Below are 15,735 nucleotides of genomic sequence, written 5' to 3'. Positions count from 1 at the left end.
TTCCGTGGCTAAACTATGTGGTGAATCACAGACAATGACAGAGGCCAACCTGTGCCACAGCACAGGGCTGTTGGCCGCATGAAGTGTCACGTCGCGGCCTCCTGCGCCCGTGTGGCACACAGAAAGGACTCCACGTGACTTCCTCCCCCCGCCCGGTGTTGCTGACTGCCACCGGCCGCAGCCTCAATGAGATCGACACCACGCCCCTCACCGGGCGTCTAGGGCTGGAAACACGCCCGCTGATCGGCGGGGAGGTGACGGTTTCCGCGGTGATCGCCTCGGACCCGACGGGGGCGGGGCCAGCACTCCTCATCGGCACCGGAAGCATCGACTTCGACGCCCGGTGCGCCGCGGCTCTCGGGGTACCTCTGCTCGTAGCCACCGGCCCGGAGTCGACGCTCGCGGATCTCGCGGTAGCAGAGGCGGAGCGGCACGGTGCAGTCGTCGTCACGCTCACCGATCCTGCGGACGAATCCGCGCTCGACAGTGCGGCGGAAGAACTCACCGCGGCCGTCGCGGAGCCGGTGATGAGTCCCGCACTGTTCGAGCACTGGCTGCTCGGCCAGGCCCGCCAGAAGCGCACCCACATCGTCCTGCCCGAGGGCGAGGATGACCGGATTCTCACCGCCGCGCACCAGCTCCTCGCCCAGGACGTCTGCGAACTCACGATCCTCGGTGACGTCGACGAAATCCAGAGCCGGGCCGCTGACCTCGGACTCGATCTCTCCGCCGCGCACCTGATCAACCACCTGACCGATCCCGATGCCGAGGTCTTCGCCGCGGAGTTCGCGGAACTGCGCAAGGCCAAGGGCGTCACGCTCGAACAGGCGCGTGAGACCATGCGGGACATCTCCTACTACGGCACCATGATGATCCACACGGGCCGCGCCGACGGCATGGTATCCGGTGCGGCACACACCACCGCGCACACCATCAAGCCCTCCCTCCAGATCATCAAGACCGCGCCGGGTGTGAGCTTCGTGTCCTCCATCTTCCTCATGGTGCTGCAGGGCAAGCTGTGGGCCTTCGGTGACTGCGCCGTCATGCCGAACCCCACGGCCCGCGAACTCGGCGAAATCGCCGTGGTCTCCGCCCGCACCGCGGCACAGTTCGGTATCGACCCCCGGGTCGCCGTTCTGTCCTACTCGACGGGTTCCTCGGGCTCTGGTGTCGACGTCGACCGCGCGGTTGAGGCCGTCGCCGCTGCACGCGAACTCGATCCGTCCGTCGCCGTCGATGGGCCGCTGCAGTTCGATGCCGCCGTCGATGAGGGAGTGGCGAAGAAGAAGATGCCCGAGTCCGCCGTCGCTGGCCGGGCCAATGTCCTCGTGTTCCCCGATCTTGAAGCCGGCAACATCGCGTACAAGGCGGTCCAGCGCACCGCCGACGCCCTCGCCGTTGGCCCCGTGCTACAGGGCCTGAAGAAGCCCGTCAACGATCTTTCCCGGGGTGCGACCGTGCGGGACATCGTCAACACCGTCGCCATCACCGCGATCCAGGCAGGAGCCAAGTAATGTCCGATCTCGCACTCGTCCTCAACTCGGGCTCGTCATCCATCAAGTTCCAGTTGGTGGACCCTGCGCGGCACGCCACGGATGAGCCTTTCGCATCCGGCCTCGTCGAGCAGATCGGTGAACCCGAGGGAAAGGTCACCCTGAAGCACGGCGGGGAGACCTACACCACCAGCGCACCGATCCCGGATCACAGCGTCGGCCTCGACATGGCCTTCGAGTTGATGAACGAACACGGCTGCGGCCCCGCAGAGGTGGAGATCACCGCTGTCGGGCACCGCGTCGTCCACGGCGGAATCCTGTTCTCCTCACCGGAGATCATCACCGACGAGATCCTCGGTATGATCCGCGACCTGATCCCGCTCGCGCCACTCCACAACCCCGCCAACATCGACGGCATCGAGGTCGCCCGCCGGATACTCCCCGACGTCCCACACGTCGCCGTGTTCGACACCGGTTTCTACCACTCCATGCCGCCCGCCGCCGCGCTCTACGCCATCAACAAGGACGTCGCCGCGGAGCACGGCATCCGTCGCTACGGTTTCCACGGCACCAGCCACGAGTACGTCTCGAAGCACGTTCCCGAACTGCTGGGGAGGCCCGCCGCCGAGGTCAATCAGATCACCCTGCACCTGGGCAACGGTGCCTCGGCCACCGCGATCCGGGGTGGCCGCGCGATCGACACCTCCATGGGCATGACCCCGCTCGCGGGTCTGGTCATGGGTACCCGGTCCGGTGATATCGACCCCGGCATCGTCTTCCACCTGCACCGTTCGGCGGGCATGTCCATCGATGAGATCGACCGTCTGCTCAACCGCGATTCCGGTGTGAAGGGCATCTCCGGGGTCAACGACTTCCGTGCGCTCGGTGACCTCATCGAGGACAACAACGAGGACGCGTTCCTCGCGTACAACGTCTACATCCACCAGTTGCGGCGCTACATCGGCAGCTACATGATCGCCCTCGGGCGTGTCGACGCGATCACGTTCACCGCCGGTGTCGGCGAGAATGCCGCGAACGTCCGCGCAGACGCGATGGCGAACCTGGAAAACTTCGGCATCCGGATCGATCCGGAACGCAACGCGGAACGCAGCAGTTCCGCCCGTGAGATCTCTACCGACGATTCCCCGGTCAAGGTCTTCGTCATTCCGACGAACGAGGAATTGGCCATCGCCCGCTACGCGGTGGAGCTCGCCAACTGCAACCGCTGACGCGGGACGCCGAGTGTCTAGTTCCTGTCCCCGGTCGTCCACTCACCGGACGGCCGGGGTCTCCGGCCCCGGCGTCAGATACCGACGTCAAGGTCGTTGAAGTCCTCCAACCTCGCGCCCTCCGCAAGTTTCCTCTCGTAGAACCGCTTGCGTGCCCGGTCGATCTCATCGTTGCCGACGCCGATGCGCCAGTAACCGGCGATGCTGACCCGGGATTTATCCATACCGACCTCGTTGCGGAAGTAGCGGCGGATCGCGGTCATCTCCGCGCGTTCCCCGGCCGCCCATACGACGTACGAGGTCGGGTCCGGAAGGGCCTTCGCACACGTGTCCAAGGGTCGGGGATCGTCGGTGTCCGCTGGGTCGATGTGGGTCAGCCGGATACCACCGGGGAGAGGAATTTCGTCGACGGCGGCCCTGTCCCCGGCGACGAGATAAAGCTCGCCGGAGAGGTCACCATCGGTGCGGTCGAAGATACTCACGAGCGCGGGAATGGCGGTGGCATCGGCGAATAGGGCGACAGGTTCGCCGTGGGGGCGGGGCGGGATGGTGAAGTGCACCCGGGGGCCGGTGAGGGAGAACTGCATGCCCACGTGCGCGTCGCGGCTGAACAGCATCATCGGTGAGTCATGCTCGTGCTGCACGATGTCGACGACGATTTCTTCGGTCTCATCCAGATAGTCGCGCACAGTGTAGACGCGGGTGTGGTTGCCGTACCGTTCCGACAGATACAGGCGGATCGCGACGTTGGCACTCGACCACGCCGGATTGGTTCTCGACCCTTGTAGTTTCGCGGTGATCCGGACGATCGATGGGCAAGGTGTGGACACCGAGGTGATCACCGCGGTGTAATCGTCGATGTCCCGGTCGTGTTCACTGTTGCGCAGATGGACCGGGGGCTGCCCGGTGGAGAACCTGTTCGCGGCGCCCGGGGTCTCCGGTGCTGTGGTGGGGGTCCTGCCGGTGTCGGGACTGTTCGTCATGGGGGCCTCTCTGGTTTTCTCGTTCGTCAGGGCGATCAGCGGATCTCCGGTGGTCCGCCTCCTGCGTCGCTGCGCCGGACGCGGGGCACGATGAGCGGTCTGCCGGTGTCCGGGTCCCGCAGGATGTGGGCGTCGAGGTCGAAGACCTCGCGGAGCATGTCGAGGGAGAACACGTCGTCCGGATGGCCCTGGGTGATGACACGGCCGCTCTTCATCGCGATGACATGGGTGGCGTAGCGCGCGGCCATGTTCAGGTCGTGCAGGACCGCGACGAGTGTCCGGCCCCGGTCGTGCAGGGACGCGCACAGGTCGAGGACATCCGTCTGGGTGGAGATGTCGAGGAACGTGGTCGGTTCGTCGAGGAGCATCACCCGGGTGTTCTGGGCCAGCACCATCGCGATCCAGGCGCGTTGCCGCTGCCCACCGGAAAGTTCATCGAGGCGTGCGCCGGCGAGGTCCGCCAGGCCGGTGTGGATGAGGGCGTCGTCGACGGCACGCTCATCCTCGACGGAGAACTGGGACAGGATGTGCTGGTGCGGGTAGCGGCCCCTGCTGACGAGGTCGGCGACGGTGATGCCCTCCGGGCTGATCGGAGACTGGGGGAGGACACCGACGGCGCGGGCGATCCGTTTCGTCGGTATCCGGGACATGTTCGTGCCGTCGATGAGCACCCGGCCTCGGGTGGGTTTGAGCATCCGGGAGAAGGTCTTCAGCAGCGTTGATTTTCCGCATCCGTTGGGGCCGATGACGGCGGTGAACTCCCGGTGGGGGAGTTCCAGGCTGAGATCGCGGATGATGGCGTCCCCGTCGTAGCCGACCGTGACGTTCTCCAGCGCGAGGTGAACCGGCTCCCCGGAGTCCGTGTCCCGGCTACGGGGTGACTGCTGCTCAGGTCCGCCCGGGGCCTGGAGCTGGTGTGGTGTGTGGGGCATCGTGTCATGTCCTCGTTGAAGATCGGGTGAGCAGTATCAGGAGGTACCCGCCGCCGAGGACACCGGTGACGAGACCGACCGGGGAACGGAGTCCGATGTCGATGTTCTGGGTCACGTGATCGGCGAGCAGGAGCAGTACCGCGCCCGTGATGAAGGAATGCAGGATCGTGACCCCGGGAATGCGGGTGATGAAGCGGGCGATGTGCGGACCGGCCAGCGCGATGAACGCGATGGGCCCGGCTGCGGCCGTGGCGATGCAGGCGGCTAGTGTCGCGACGATAATCGCGGCTAAGCGGGTGCGCTCGACCGGGATGCCCAGATTGCAGGCGGTGGCGTCACCGAGTTCAATGGCGTCGACGCCACGGCGGAGCAGGACGAGACAGGGGAGCAGGACGGCGGTGGCGAGGAGCACCGATCGGGCGTGCTCCCAACCCCGCCCGGACAGGGACCCGGCCCGCCACCCCTGGACCTGCGTGGCGAGGCTGATGTCCGAGGTCAGCAGCATGAAGTCGAGAATCGCCGATACCGTTGCCGCGACACCGATTCCGACCAGGACCAGCCGGATACCGTTCGCTGAACCACAGGTCCGGGCGAGCGTGTAGACGATCGCGGCGGTGAGCAGGCCGCCGACGGCTGCGGCGATTGCGACGGGCCAGACATCGGGGGTCACGAACAGAATGGTTATCCCCGCGGCGGTGGCGGCCCCGGCGGTGAATCCGATGATGTCCGGAGAACCCAGGACGTTGCGGCTCAAGGACTGGAACACCGCGCCGGAGACGCCGAGCAAGCCTCCGACACACGCTGCGGTCAGTGCCCGGGGTAGTGCCCGTGACTGAATGGAACGAACCGTTCGCACGTCACCGTCCCCGACAACGGCCCGCAGTGTCTGCACGGGAGAAAACTCGGTGCGCACCGACAACAGTGCGAAGAAGATGGCGGCGCCGAGGACGAGGATGCCGAGGACACCCGCGACGGTGGACCGCGGGGAGTAGGTGAGGGACACCGGCCCAATGCGTACCGCACGGATCACCGCGCCACTGATCCTCGGTTTCCCGGTGCTCACAGGTTCACCGCCTTCCTGGAACGCACAAGCGCGATGAAGATGGGCCCGCCGAGCAGTGCCGTGGCGACACCTGTCTGCAGCTCTGCCGGGGCGATGATCACCTTCCCTGCGACATCCGTCGCCACGAGCAGCGCCGGACCGATAACCATGATCGCAGGGATGAGCACCCGGTTGTCGGGGCCGGTGAGCCGCCTGGCGAGGTGCGGCGCAGCCAGACCCACGAAGGTGATCGGGCCCGCTGCGGCGGTCGCTGCACCGGCCAGCATCACCACCGCAAGAGCAGTGGTCAGACGCACAACGCCGATCCGCACACCGAGCCCCACCGCAGACTGTTCCCCCAGCCCCAGCGCGTTGAGAGGGCGTGCCAACAAGAGCGCGAGCACGCAACCGACGGCGACGAACGGCAGCACCGCCGTCAGCACGTCGACATCCCTGCCCTGGAGCGAGCCAATCGCCCAGAAGCGGAAATGCTCGAAGACGCTGTAGTTGCTGAGCAGAATCATCGAGATGACGGAACTCAACGCCATGGTGAACGCTGCCCCCGCGAGGGCGAGCCGCGCCGGGGAGGCCGCGCCCCGGGACACCGAACCCAACAGGTACACCATCACGGACACGACGCCCGCCCCGGCGAAGGCCCACCACACGTACCCGGACACGCTGGTGACGCCGGCGTATCCGATGGCGACACACACGGCGAGCGAGGCACCCGCGTTGATTCCCAGGATGCCGGGGTCGGCGAGAGGGTTGCGGGTCAGTGCCTGGATGAGGCCCCCGGCGAGCCCGAGACACAGGCCGACGATGAGGCCCAGCGCGATCCGGGGCAGGCGCGACCGCATGATGATGAGATGGTCGGGGTTCGTCTGGTCGAAGGCGGTGATGGCCTCGATGACCGCCGACGGCGGCACCGGATGTGAGCCGGTGAACAACCCGGCGAGGGTCGCGGTGACCACGACGGCGAGGCTTCCGCAGATCACCGCCCACATGCGGCCCCGGCGGTGGTGCGGCCGGGGCCGGGTAGGGGCTGCTGCGGGGACGGCGACTGGGTGGCTCATCAGCATGGCAATTGTTCGCGGAACTACCTGGTCAACTGTTCGACGATGGAATCAATGGTGAGCAACGCCGAGTAGTAATCCAGACGCCACGCGTACTCCCCGAAGATGTAGACGTGTCCTTCCTGCACTGCTGGAACAGTGGACACCAGCGGGTCTTCGGAGAACGCGGCGACGGGTGACTCAGTTCCGGTCTGCAAGAGGAACACACTGCCCACGTCGGCCAGTGCCGCCGCCATGTTCTCCCGGCTGACCATCCGGAGGTCGGGCCGCGTCTGCTGTGACACGGAGTCGTTGACGTCGCCGACGGTGATTCCGAGGTCGCGCAGAATGTCACCGTGCTGGGTACTGGGGGCCGGGACCATCAGGCCTTCCGCCGCGCGGTAGAAACCGATGAGCGCGGGCTCAGGTGGCGCCGTGATCGTCTCGGCTGCCTTCTGTGCCTTCTTCTGATACTCGGCGATGAGTTCCTCGGCCTTGTCCTCGGTCCCGGTGGCCTTCGCGAGGAATCGGGTCTGTTCCTGCCAGGACAGGTCGAGATAGTCGACCATCACGGTTGTGGAGATCTCCCGTAGTTGTGCGTATTCGTTGTTGACGGCATCACCGCCGACGACGGAACCGATGATCAGGTCCGGCGCGAACGAGTCGACCGCGTCCAGGTCGATGTCGAGACGTGGGTAGGCGACCTTCACTCCACGGTCGTGGGCGATCTCGGCCCACTGCATGAAGAAGCCGTCACCGTCGGTGAGGTCCGTCACGGGCGCACCGGCACTCGCCACGACCGGCACCCCGAGGGCCAGCAGGGTTCCCGTCATCGACGGCGACGTCGACACGACACGCTGTGGTTTCGCATCGATGGTGACCTCTCCTTTCGCGTCAGTCACGGTTCGTGGGAAGGATTCCTCCGCTCCCGAGGCGGAGGTCTTCGCTGTGTCCCCGGCGGTCGCCGTTGTGTCGGTTGTCGCGGAGTCGTCACTGCCGGAGCAACCGGTCATGGTGGCGATGCCCAGTGCGGCGACGGTGAGCACGACGGTGGCGCGTCTGCGGATCTTCACCATTGGTTGATTCACACCCCTGTCAGATGTCGAGTTGGTGTCACCCACTGTGGTTCGTCCGGATGGCACCGCGCACGACGGGGCGTCCGGCGAACGCCAGTAGGATGAGTGGAAGGCTCGCCTAACTTTAGGGTGGGATACTCGCACTGTGGTTGGCAGAGCGCGCCAGATTTTTACCATCCGTCATCCGACTGTCCCCGGGGCCGGAGGAGTTGACGAAACGGATGGGGAAAGGCAGAAACGATGGGAGTTCCACACGGTATCCGTCGCGGCCCGATCGAGGGCGTGTCCCGGTGCGCCAGGCGGGCTCTCATCGTGTGGGTCTATGCCGGGACAGCGAGTGTGGAAACAGCGGCGACGATGACGACACTATCGGCGGGGCAGGTTGCACTCGTTGCTGCGGGCCTGCGCTACCGGATCCGTGGTGATGAGGATGCGGTGATCGTTCCCGTTGAACTTCCCGTCGACATGGCGTGTCCCGCAGTTGTCCGAACTGCCGTCGCGGTCCTGCCCGATAGCCTCCGGCTACGTCTCCTGTTCGAGTTCGCCCAGAACCTCGGCTATCTGAAACACGACGCCACACGTACTGACTTCGTTCGTGCTCTCGCGGCAGAGATCATCGCTGCTCAGGAAGATGCGGTGCCGGTGCTCGTGGTGCCTCAGCCGCATTCGGAAGAAGCCACCGCTGTTGCGGCGACGGTCATGGCTGATCTCTCCGTCAACCGAAGCGTCGCCGAGCTCGCGGGCATCGCAGGCGCCTCCGTGCGGACAGTGCAGCGGAGGTTTCGGGCGGAAACCACCTTGAGTGTCAGCCGGTGGATCACCCGGGTCCGGCTTAACGAGGCGATTGCCCTCATAGCCCGTGGCCGTAGCCTGCAGTTCGCCGCCCATTCCACCGGTTATCCCGGCGCGAGCGAACTCATCCGTGCCTTTCGTGCAGAGACGGGAATGACCCCGGCTGCTGCGCTGGCGCGGGAGTCGTGCTCCGAGGTCGCCAAAATCAGTCTCGCGGACCCCGGTGTGCCTGAGAATGAGACGTGGCGGAACATCAACCGTGGCGACATCTTCCTGTGGGTTGTCACCGGGCGGGCAACGGTCACCGCAGGTGGGGTTACCACCGCTGTCGGTGCGGGGCAGGGGGTGGTGCTTCCGGCGAATGTCGCAGTCCATGTGGCGATGGCTCCGCAGACGCTGGTTCTTCCCCTCGGTTTTCGATATCCCGACGACGCGGAGTTGTTCGATTCGGTGCGAGCACTCACCGTCGTCGATCTTTCTGACTTTGGTGCCGCTGATCTACTACGCACGGCTGTCTCGACCTATACCCAGGTTGCCGTCCCGGGTTCCCGGCATGACGACATATTTCGGGTCCTCGCCGAGGAACGGATCATCGCGAGGGTGCCTGTCTGGTCGGGGGCCGGAGAGGGACGGTCCGGGTCCTCACCGGAGTCTCTTCCCGAGGTGTTGAGCAGGCAACGACACAACTATGTTCGCCGGATGACCCTCGCCCGTATCCTCCTGGCGCAGGGAAAGAGTCCCACCGAGACGGCACGCACCCTGCGGTATGCACATGCCGCTGCGTTCACCAGGGCGTTTGCTACCGCGCACAGTATGACGCCCAAGCAGTACTCGGAGATCGCCCATTCCCAACCGGGGCCTGTGATGGTGGGGAAACGCATCAACGTTCCTCCTCGCTACAGTTTGCTGGTCGATCCGGGCGCCACGGGGTGAGTGAACGTGTCGCTGTTGGCGTGCCCGTTGTCCGCGCCGGGGGCGCGGGGCGTCGCACTCTGTTTCGGGTCAGGCGTCCATGATTGGTTTCGGTGGGGGTGGTGCCGCCGAGATTTATCGGGTACTATTTTCAATAGTGTCCTGAAGGTGTTTCGATGGGACGTATATTCGGCTGGTGTTCACGAAGTGTTGGGCACCGGTTACTTCGTAGTGCCATGTTCGGTTAACCCCGGAGTGGTGGACTGGTTGAGCCTTGGGACGACAACACGTCGTCACGTCTCTCAGCTCCGTCACCTCCGACATGGAAAGCCTGACACATGACCGTCAATGAACGTCGAACACACAGCCGCGTGATCCGCGCCGTGGTGGGGGGATTCCTCGCCACAACGCTTGCCGTCACTCTCCCCCTCAGTGCCGCAGCAGACCCCGAACGCCTCCCAGTCGCAGAAAAAGCCCCGGTCACCGGGCCCGGAGGTCAGTACAACGGGCCGGAGAAGTGCAACCCCATCGCCGAGGACGGAACGGTCCGTGCCCTCAAGCCCGGTGAGTGCGCCCAGTTTGGCACCGTCGGCCAGAAGCGGACCGAGGACCACGCCAAGAACGTCATCATCGTCATCGGTGACGGCATGGGTCAGCAGGAGATCACCGCCGCCCGCAACTACCTCAAGGGCGCAGCCGGGCGTTTCGAGGGCCTCGATGCCTTCACCTCCACCGGGGCCTACACCCATCACTCGGTGGACCGGGACGGCTCCTTCAACTACGTCACCGACTCCGCCGCGTCCGCAACATCCTGGACCACCGGCATCAAAACCTACAACGGTGCCGTCGGCGTGGACCTGGAACAGAAGCCGGTCGAGAACCTCCTGGAGAAGGCCAAGAAAGCCGGACTTCGCACCGGCAACGTCACCACCTCGGAGATCGAGGACGCCACCCCGGCGGCCTTCGTCGCGCACGCCTTCAACCGGAAGTGCTACGGCCCGCAGGAGGAGGAGAACTCCAAGGCCTGTCAGGGCGAGGCCTTCGCCGCCCAGTACCGGCAGAACGGTGGACTCGGCTCCATCGCGGAGCAGATCGTCGACGCCCGCGCGGATGTCACGCTCGGCGGTGGGCTCGAGGCGTTCCAGCAGGAGGTGATCCACGAGGGGCAGGGGGTATCGCCGTTCCTGCCCACCAACACGACCTGGACCGCAGGCAAATCGGTGCTGGACAACGCGAAAGACAACGGGTTCACCGTCGTCCAGGATGCTGCGGCCCTCGATTCCGTCACCAGCGCGAATCAGGACGCCCCGCTGCTCGGATTGTTCGACGACGGCAACATGACCACCCGCTATGCGCCCTCCAAGGCCACCGTCGACGGCGCCTCGGGACGCCCACTCGCCTGTGAAAAGCAGGACACGAAAGGCCAACCCGAACTGGTCGACATGACCCGGAAGGCCATCGAGCTTCTCGACGACCCATCCGCTGACAAGGGATTCCTTCTGCAAGTCGAATCAGCATCCATCGACAAGCGTGCCCATGCGGCGGACGCCTGCGGCATGATCGGTGAGGTCGAACGCCTCGATGAGACCGTGAAAGCCGCACTCGACTTCGCGAAAAAGGACGGCAACACGCTCGTCGTCGTCACCGCTGACCACGCGCATTCCACCCAGCTCATCTACGACGGCCAGAACTCCGTCGCCGCCACCACGCGCCTGCGCACCGAGGAGGGATCCTCGCAGACCATTGCCTACGGCAGCCTCCCACTTCAGGAACTGGCCGACAACCCGAAGGCATCCCAGCAGCACAACGGTTCCCAGCTCCGCGTCGCCGCCTACGGCCCCGGAGAGGAGAACGTCATCGGGCAGACCGACCAAACCGATCTTTTCTTCACCGTCGCCAACGCCCTGCAGATCAATGACGTGCCGACCATCGAGCCCTCGGTGACCACGGAGGACTCCGCGAAGACCTATGACGCGGCGACCGCTCACCGCACTGACCCCGCAGACCCCCTCGCCACCTGCTACAAGGTCGGCGACAACGGGTTCGTCTCCGGGCCAGGCGACTGCGCCCAGTTCGCCAAGGAAGGCCAGGGCCTCGATGACGAGAAGGCCAAGAACGTGATCCTGTTCATCGGCGACGGGATGGGCGACAGCGAGGTCACCTCCGCGCGCGACTACCTCTACGGCGCGAACGGCCGGCTCCCCGGGATCGACGCCCTGCCCTATACCGGCTACTACACGACGTTCGCCCTCGACCCAGAACTCGGCGGCCCCACCTACGTCACCGACTCCGCGGCATCGGCCACCGGCTGGGCCACCGGAGCCAAGACCTACAACGGTGGCCTCGGCATCACGGTCGACGGAACCCCCGTCCCCAACATCATCGAACTGGCCAAGGCCAAGGGGATGAAGACCGGCAACGTCACCACCGCAGAGGTTCAGGACGCCACTCCCGCAGCCGTCGGTAGTCATGCACTCAACCGCAAGTGCTACGGCCCGGAATACGATAAGAACAGCAAGACCTGCCAGGGCGAGGGCTTCGAGAAGCAATTCCGCGAGTACGGTGGCCTCGGATCCATCTCCGAGCAGCTCATCGACACCCGCGCCGACCTCACCCTCGGCGGCGGTGCGAAGTACTTCGAGCAGAAAGTCCAGGCGGGCGGCGACTGGGACGGGCACACCTGGACCAAGGGCAACTCGGTCCTCGACAACGCCCGGAACCAGGGTTTCACCATCGTCACCTCAGCCGACGAGCTCGACGCCGTCAAGGAAGCCGACCAGGACGCCCCCGTCCTCGGACTCTTCGCCGAGGGCAACCTGCCGCGGATCTGGGAACAGAGCATCCCCACCGTCGAACCAGCCGTCGGACAGGGTATGCGCTGCACCGAGAACCAGGAACGCGGTGCCGAGGTGCCCAGCCTCGCACAGATGACCACGAAGGCACTCGACCTGCTGCGCAATGACGACGGATTCCTCGTCCAGATCGAATCCGCCTCCATCGACAAAGCCGACCACGACGCCGACATCTGCGGACAGATCGGCGAGGCCCAGGAACTCGATGACGCGATCCAGGCGGCCCGCGAATGGGTGAAGAAAACAGGGGAACCCACCCTCATCATCACCACCGCCGACCACGCCCACACCTCGCAGATCACCGCGAACGACCGGGCGACCGCCGGGCGCACCACCAAACTGGTCACCGCAGACGGCGACGAGATGACCGTCAACTACGCCACCGCCAAGTCCAACGACGATGAAGAGGCGCTCGGTTCCCAGACCCACACCGGCGCACAGTTGCGGGTCGCAGCCGAAGGACCCGGCGCGGCGAACGTCGTCGGGCACATCGACCAGACCGACATCCACTACGTCATCGCCAACGCCCTCGACCTGGACACCGATGGCGCGGGCATCAACCTGGCGGCCCGCTGGGAAGCGACCGAGAAAACCGCCCCCGACACGTCCGCGGCGAAGGAGGCCAATGGCACCCCCACCAGCTCGTCCGCGAAGATGTGGATCGGCCTCGGATTCCTCGTCCTGGTTATCCTGATTGCCGTCACCGCATTCATCTCAGGTCGTCGACGCTCCAGCGCCCGAGGCTAGAAAAGGGACACCATGATCAACCACCCGGACCGGAACGACCACCACGACCATGCCCACGACACACCTGTCGACCATGGCCCGGTGGCCGGTCCGGGTTTCTCGGCCCAGATCATCGCGGTCCTGTGGCTCCTCACCGGAGTGCTCGTCCTCGCGCTGCTCGCCACGGGTCGGCTCGCCACCTACATCAGAACCTTCTGGCACCCCATGACCCTCACCGTCGCGCTTCTCGTCACCGGCCTCGCACTTTCCGTGCTCTGGTTCGGCGCACGTCACGAGAACCGGGCCGGTGGCGAGAAAGCGAAGGTATCACCGATCGCCTGGCTGGTGTTCGTCCCGTTCCTGCTCGTCGTCATCGGCTCCCCTTCCCCACTCGGCGCGGCGATGCTGGACAATACCGCCAGCGGTACGGAACGCGACGCGGCCCTCGCGGGTGGCGCAGGCCGTGCCGCCACGGCGCCCCGCAGCGGAGTGAACTTCGACCCACTGTCCGACACCGGCATCAACGAACTCAACCTCGACGATTTGCACAACCGCTATTCCTACGGTGATCTGGAGGATCTGGCGGGAAAGAAGATCAAGGTCATCGGATTCATCTCCCACGGCGGTGCCGCCAGCTTCGACGACAGCGGGGAGCACTCTGCTGGCGACGGCGGAAAAGTAATGGTCAATCGCTACAAGATCTTCTGCTGCGCCGCCGACGCCGTCGCCTACTCCGCCACACTCGCCGGTGGCTCGGATCTCCCGGATGACACCTGGGTCGAGGTGGTCGGCACCGTTGATGTTGACGCCTCCGCCTCACACCTCGTGCTCACCCCAGAATCAATCACCGCCACCAACGAACCGAGGATTCCATACCTGTGAGTACCACACCGACAGACGCGGGCGTCGACAAGAAGTTCCGCGTCACTCCCCGCCAGCTCGCACTCTGGGAGTTCACGGCACTCGGCATCGTCGTCGTCCTGTGGACCCAGTTCGGCACCGGCCCGACCTCCGCGACCGACCCGCTCTGGAACATGAACGGAACCGTCGAATCCTGGGCCGCCATCACCGTCGCCGTCGCGATCCAGGCCCTGCCCTTCCTGGTCCTCGGTGTAACCGTGTCTGCCCTCATCGCGGCGTTCGCTCCCCCCGGATTCCTCCAACGGATCACACCCCGCAACAGTTTCCTCGCCGTCCCCGTCGCCGGAACCGTCGCCATCGCTCTGCCCGGCTGCGAATGCGCCTCCGTTCCCGTCGCCCAGTCCTTCATGCGCAACGGGGTGTCCAAGGCAGCCGCGCTCGTGTTCATGCTCGCCTCCCCGGCACTGAACCCGGTGGTCATCGTCTCCACCGCCGTCGCGTTCAACGCCCTGCCCGAGATGGCCTGGGCCCGGTTCATCGCATCCTTCCTCGCGGTCCTCATCGCCGGGTGGCTGTGGATCATCATTGGCCGTGACGACGACATCCGGGTCACCGCCCCCGATGGTGCAGGCTTCGGCGGTTGTGCCGATGACCACTGCGCTCCCGCCACCGACCAGGCCGGGAGACGGAGCTGGCAGTGGCGCAGATTCCAAATGACGGCACTCCACGACCTGACCCAGGCCGGAGGATTCCTCGTCCTTGGCGCTATGGTCGCCGCACTCATCAAGGTCAGCGTCCCCTCATCCTGGTTCGCGCAGATCTCACAGACACCACTGCTCGCCGTCCTCGTGATGGTGGGTCTGGCGATTCTGCTTTCCCTCTGCTCCGAAGCCGACGCTTTCGTCGCCGCATCCTTCAGCGCCGTGTCCCCAACCGCGCAGCTCGCATTCCTCGTCGTCGGCCCCATGGTGGACATCAAGCTCATTTCCATGCAAGCCGGTGCGTTCGGTCCGCGCTTCGTCGTCCGCTTCGTACCCATGGTCCTGATCTGCGGGGTACTGTCCGCCGTTGCCGTGGGGACAATCATCTTCGGGGTTCTCTGAGAGATCGTTGTGATCCGGGGGTCTCCGGTAGCCTGTGCTGACCAGGGGAACTTTCCCCTGGTCAGCACAGGCTATCGGAGAGACGGGCATAGTATGAACAGCGTCGGGCGAATGATCCGCCGAAGTACAGTTACTATCGTGCTACTTGCGGGGATGGTAGTCACCGCGCCGGTTGCTGCCACCACTGCTTCGAGAGGTGAACTGCTTGAAGATCTATTGGATCTGTTCCCCGTAGCGCGAAGGCACGACAGCCTTGATCTGCTTTTCGCGCCCCCTGATGTCCAGCCCCCTGCGCCAGGGACTCGACTGTTCGTGGAACCGGACACGAGCACGTTCGTTAGGAGGGTGGATGTCTCCGTATTTCAGGGGGCGCCACGCTACGAAATCACCGTCAGTCCGGGTATCGCGCGGTTCCCGGACTCCGCAGCGGACATTGCTTGGCGGGATGCGACCCATAGAGGTGTACCGAACACCGCGACGCTCCGGAACCAGTTCACCTGCCACTTCCACTACCGTGCGCTTCTCCGTACGAAGCGAACCTGGAACCTCGAGGCGGCACGCCCGGATAAGGGCTATGAGGGTTTTATCCGGGAGCTGTGTAATTAGTTGTACGGTTCCTGTGATTCTCACGCCGTTCATGAGATAATATTATTATTCAGAAAAATTTTTGATAGCCAGTTTA

The 15,735-nt window shown here is 65.1% G+C and carries 12 protein-coding genes; 7 read left to right on the top strand and 5 right to left on the bottom strand.

The annotated features are described in order from the left end of the window. Positions 1-134: 134 nt before the first annotated feature. Complete coding sequence (gene pta, locus QWU43_RS10320; protein ID WP_370917795.1) at positions 135-1,514, top strand: phosphate acetyltransferase; 1,380 nt, start codon at positions 135-137, stop codon at positions 1,512-1,514. Next, positions 1,514-2,722, top strand: coding sequence for an acetate kinase (locus QWU43_RS10315; protein ID WP_198736781.1), 1,209 nt, complete (start codon positions 1,514-1,516; stop codon positions 2,720-2,722). Before pta ends, QWU43_RS10315 begins: the two co-directional genes overlap by 1 nt. Positions 2,723-2,796: 74 nt before the next feature. Here QWU43_RS10315 and QWU43_RS10310 read toward each other — a convergent pair whose 3' ends face one another. Genes QWU43_RS10310 through fepB form a run of 5 tightly spaced genes read right to left on the bottom strand, consistent with a single transcriptional unit; the run spans position 2,797 to position 7,807 of the window. Further along, positions 2,797-3,705 carry a siderophore-interacting protein gene (locus tag QWU43_RS10310; protein ID WP_370917794.1) on the bottom strand — a complete coding sequence of 303 codons (909 nt, stop codon included), beginning with the start codon at positions 3,703-3,705 and terminating at the stop codon, positions 2,797-2,799. A gap of 35 nt (positions 3,706-3,740) precedes the next feature. Further along, on the bottom strand, positions 3,741-4,637 hold the full coding sequence (locus QWU43_RS10305) for an ABC transporter ATP-binding protein (protein WP_370917793.1): 897 nt from the start codon (positions 4,635-4,637) through the stop codon (positions 3,741-3,743). A 4-nt stretch (positions 4,638-4,641) separates the two neighbouring features. Beyond that, on the bottom strand, positions 4,642-5,700 hold the full coding sequence (locus QWU43_RS10300) for a FecCD family ABC transporter permease (RefSeq protein WP_370917792.1): 1,059 nt from the start codon (positions 5,698-5,700) through the stop codon (positions 4,642-4,644). Further along, positions 5,697-6,752, bottom strand: a complete 1,056-nt coding sequence (locus tag QWU43_RS10295; RefSeq protein WP_370917791.1) for a FecCD family ABC transporter permease — start codon at positions 6,750-6,752, stop codon at positions 5,697-5,699. Before QWU43_RS10295 ends, QWU43_RS10300 begins: the two co-directional genes overlap by 4 nt. A 23-nt stretch (positions 6,753-6,775) precedes the next feature. Continuing rightward, entirely contained in the window at positions 6,776-7,807 is a 1,032-nt protein-coding gene (gene fepB, locus QWU43_RS10290) for a Fe2+-enterobactin ABC transporter substrate-binding protein (protein ID WP_370917790.1), read from the bottom strand. A gap of 240 nt (positions 7,808-8,047) precedes the next feature. On the opposite strand from fepB, the gene QWU43_RS10285 reads away from it, so the two are divergent. The 5 genes from QWU43_RS10285 (at position 8,048) to QWU43_RS10265 (ending at position 15,659) form a co-directional block, all read left to right on the top strand. Continuing rightward, a complete protein-coding gene (locus tag QWU43_RS10285; protein WP_370917789.1) occupies positions 8,048-9,532 on the top strand; it encodes a helix-turn-helix domain-containing protein in 1,485 nt (494 codons plus the stop codon). A 317-nt stretch (positions 9,533-9,849) separates the two neighbouring features. Continuing rightward, positions 9,850-13,110 carry an alkaline phosphatase gene (gene phoA, locus QWU43_RS10280; RefSeq protein WP_370917788.1) on the top strand — a complete coding sequence of 1,087 codons (3,261 nt, stop codon included), beginning with the start codon at positions 9,850-9,852 and terminating at the stop codon, positions 13,108-13,110. 12 nt (positions 13,111-13,122) lie between these two features. Next, on the top strand, positions 13,123-13,971 hold the full coding sequence (locus tag QWU43_RS10275; protein WP_370917787.1) for a TIGR03943 family protein: 849 nt from the start codon (positions 13,123-13,125) through the stop codon (positions 13,969-13,971). Continuing rightward, positions 13,968-15,053, top strand: a complete 1,086-nt coding sequence (locus QWU43_RS10270; protein ID WP_370917786.1) for a permease — start codon at positions 13,968-13,970, stop codon at positions 15,051-15,053. The genes QWU43_RS10275 and QWU43_RS10270 overlap by 4 nt, the downstream gene beginning before the upstream one ends. A gap of 111 nt (positions 15,054-15,164) precedes the next feature. Beyond that, a complete protein-coding gene (locus QWU43_RS10265; protein WP_370917785.1) occupies positions 15,165-15,659 on the top strand; it encodes a DUF2599 domain-containing protein in 495 nt (164 codons plus the stop codon). Positions 15,660-15,735: the final 76 nt, after the last annotated feature.

It is taken from the genome of Corynebacterium sp. CCM 9204 (assembly GCF_041357695.1).
Lineage (GTDB): Bacteria > Actinomycetota > Actinomycetes > Mycobacteriales > Mycobacteriaceae > Corynebacterium.
The sequence above is the reverse complement of the archived record's forward strand: the minus strand, read 5'-3'. Positions and strand labels throughout refer to the sequence as shown.

Coding starts and splice junctions, on each gene's coding strand:
- QWU43_RS10275 (WP_370917787.1), top strand. CDS start 13,123: ATGATCAACCACCCGGACCGGAACGACCACCACGACCATGCCCACGAC.
- QWU43_RS10305 (WP_370917793.1), bottom strand. CDS start 4,637: ATGCCCCACACACCACACCAGCTCCAGGCCCCGGGCGGACCTGAGCAG.
- QWU43_RS10285 (WP_370917789.1), top strand. CDS start 8,048: ATGGGAGTTCCACACGGTATCCGTCGCGGCCCGATCGAGGGCGTGTCC.
- QWU43_RS10265 (WP_370917785.1), top strand. CDS start 15,165: ATGATCCGCCGAAGTACAGTTACTATCGTGCTACTTGCGGGGATGGTA.
- phoA (WP_370917788.1), top strand. CDS start 9,850: ATGACCGTCAATGAACGTCGAACACACAGCCGCGTGATCCGCGCCGTG.
- QWU43_RS10295 (WP_370917791.1), bottom strand. CDS start 6,752: ATGAGCCACCCAGTCGCCGTCCCCGCAGCAGCCCCTACCCGGCCCCGG.
- fepB (WP_370917790.1), bottom strand. CDS start 7,807: ATGGTGAAGATCCGCAGACGCGCCACCGTCGTGCTCACCGTCGCCGCA.
- QWU43_RS10315 (WP_198736781.1), top strand. CDS start 1,514: ATGTCCGATCTCGCACTCGTCCTCAACTCGGGCTCGTCATCCATCAAG.
- QWU43_RS10310 (WP_370917794.1), bottom strand. CDS start 3,705: ATGACGAACAGTCCCGACACCGGCAGGACCCCCACCACAGCACCGGAG.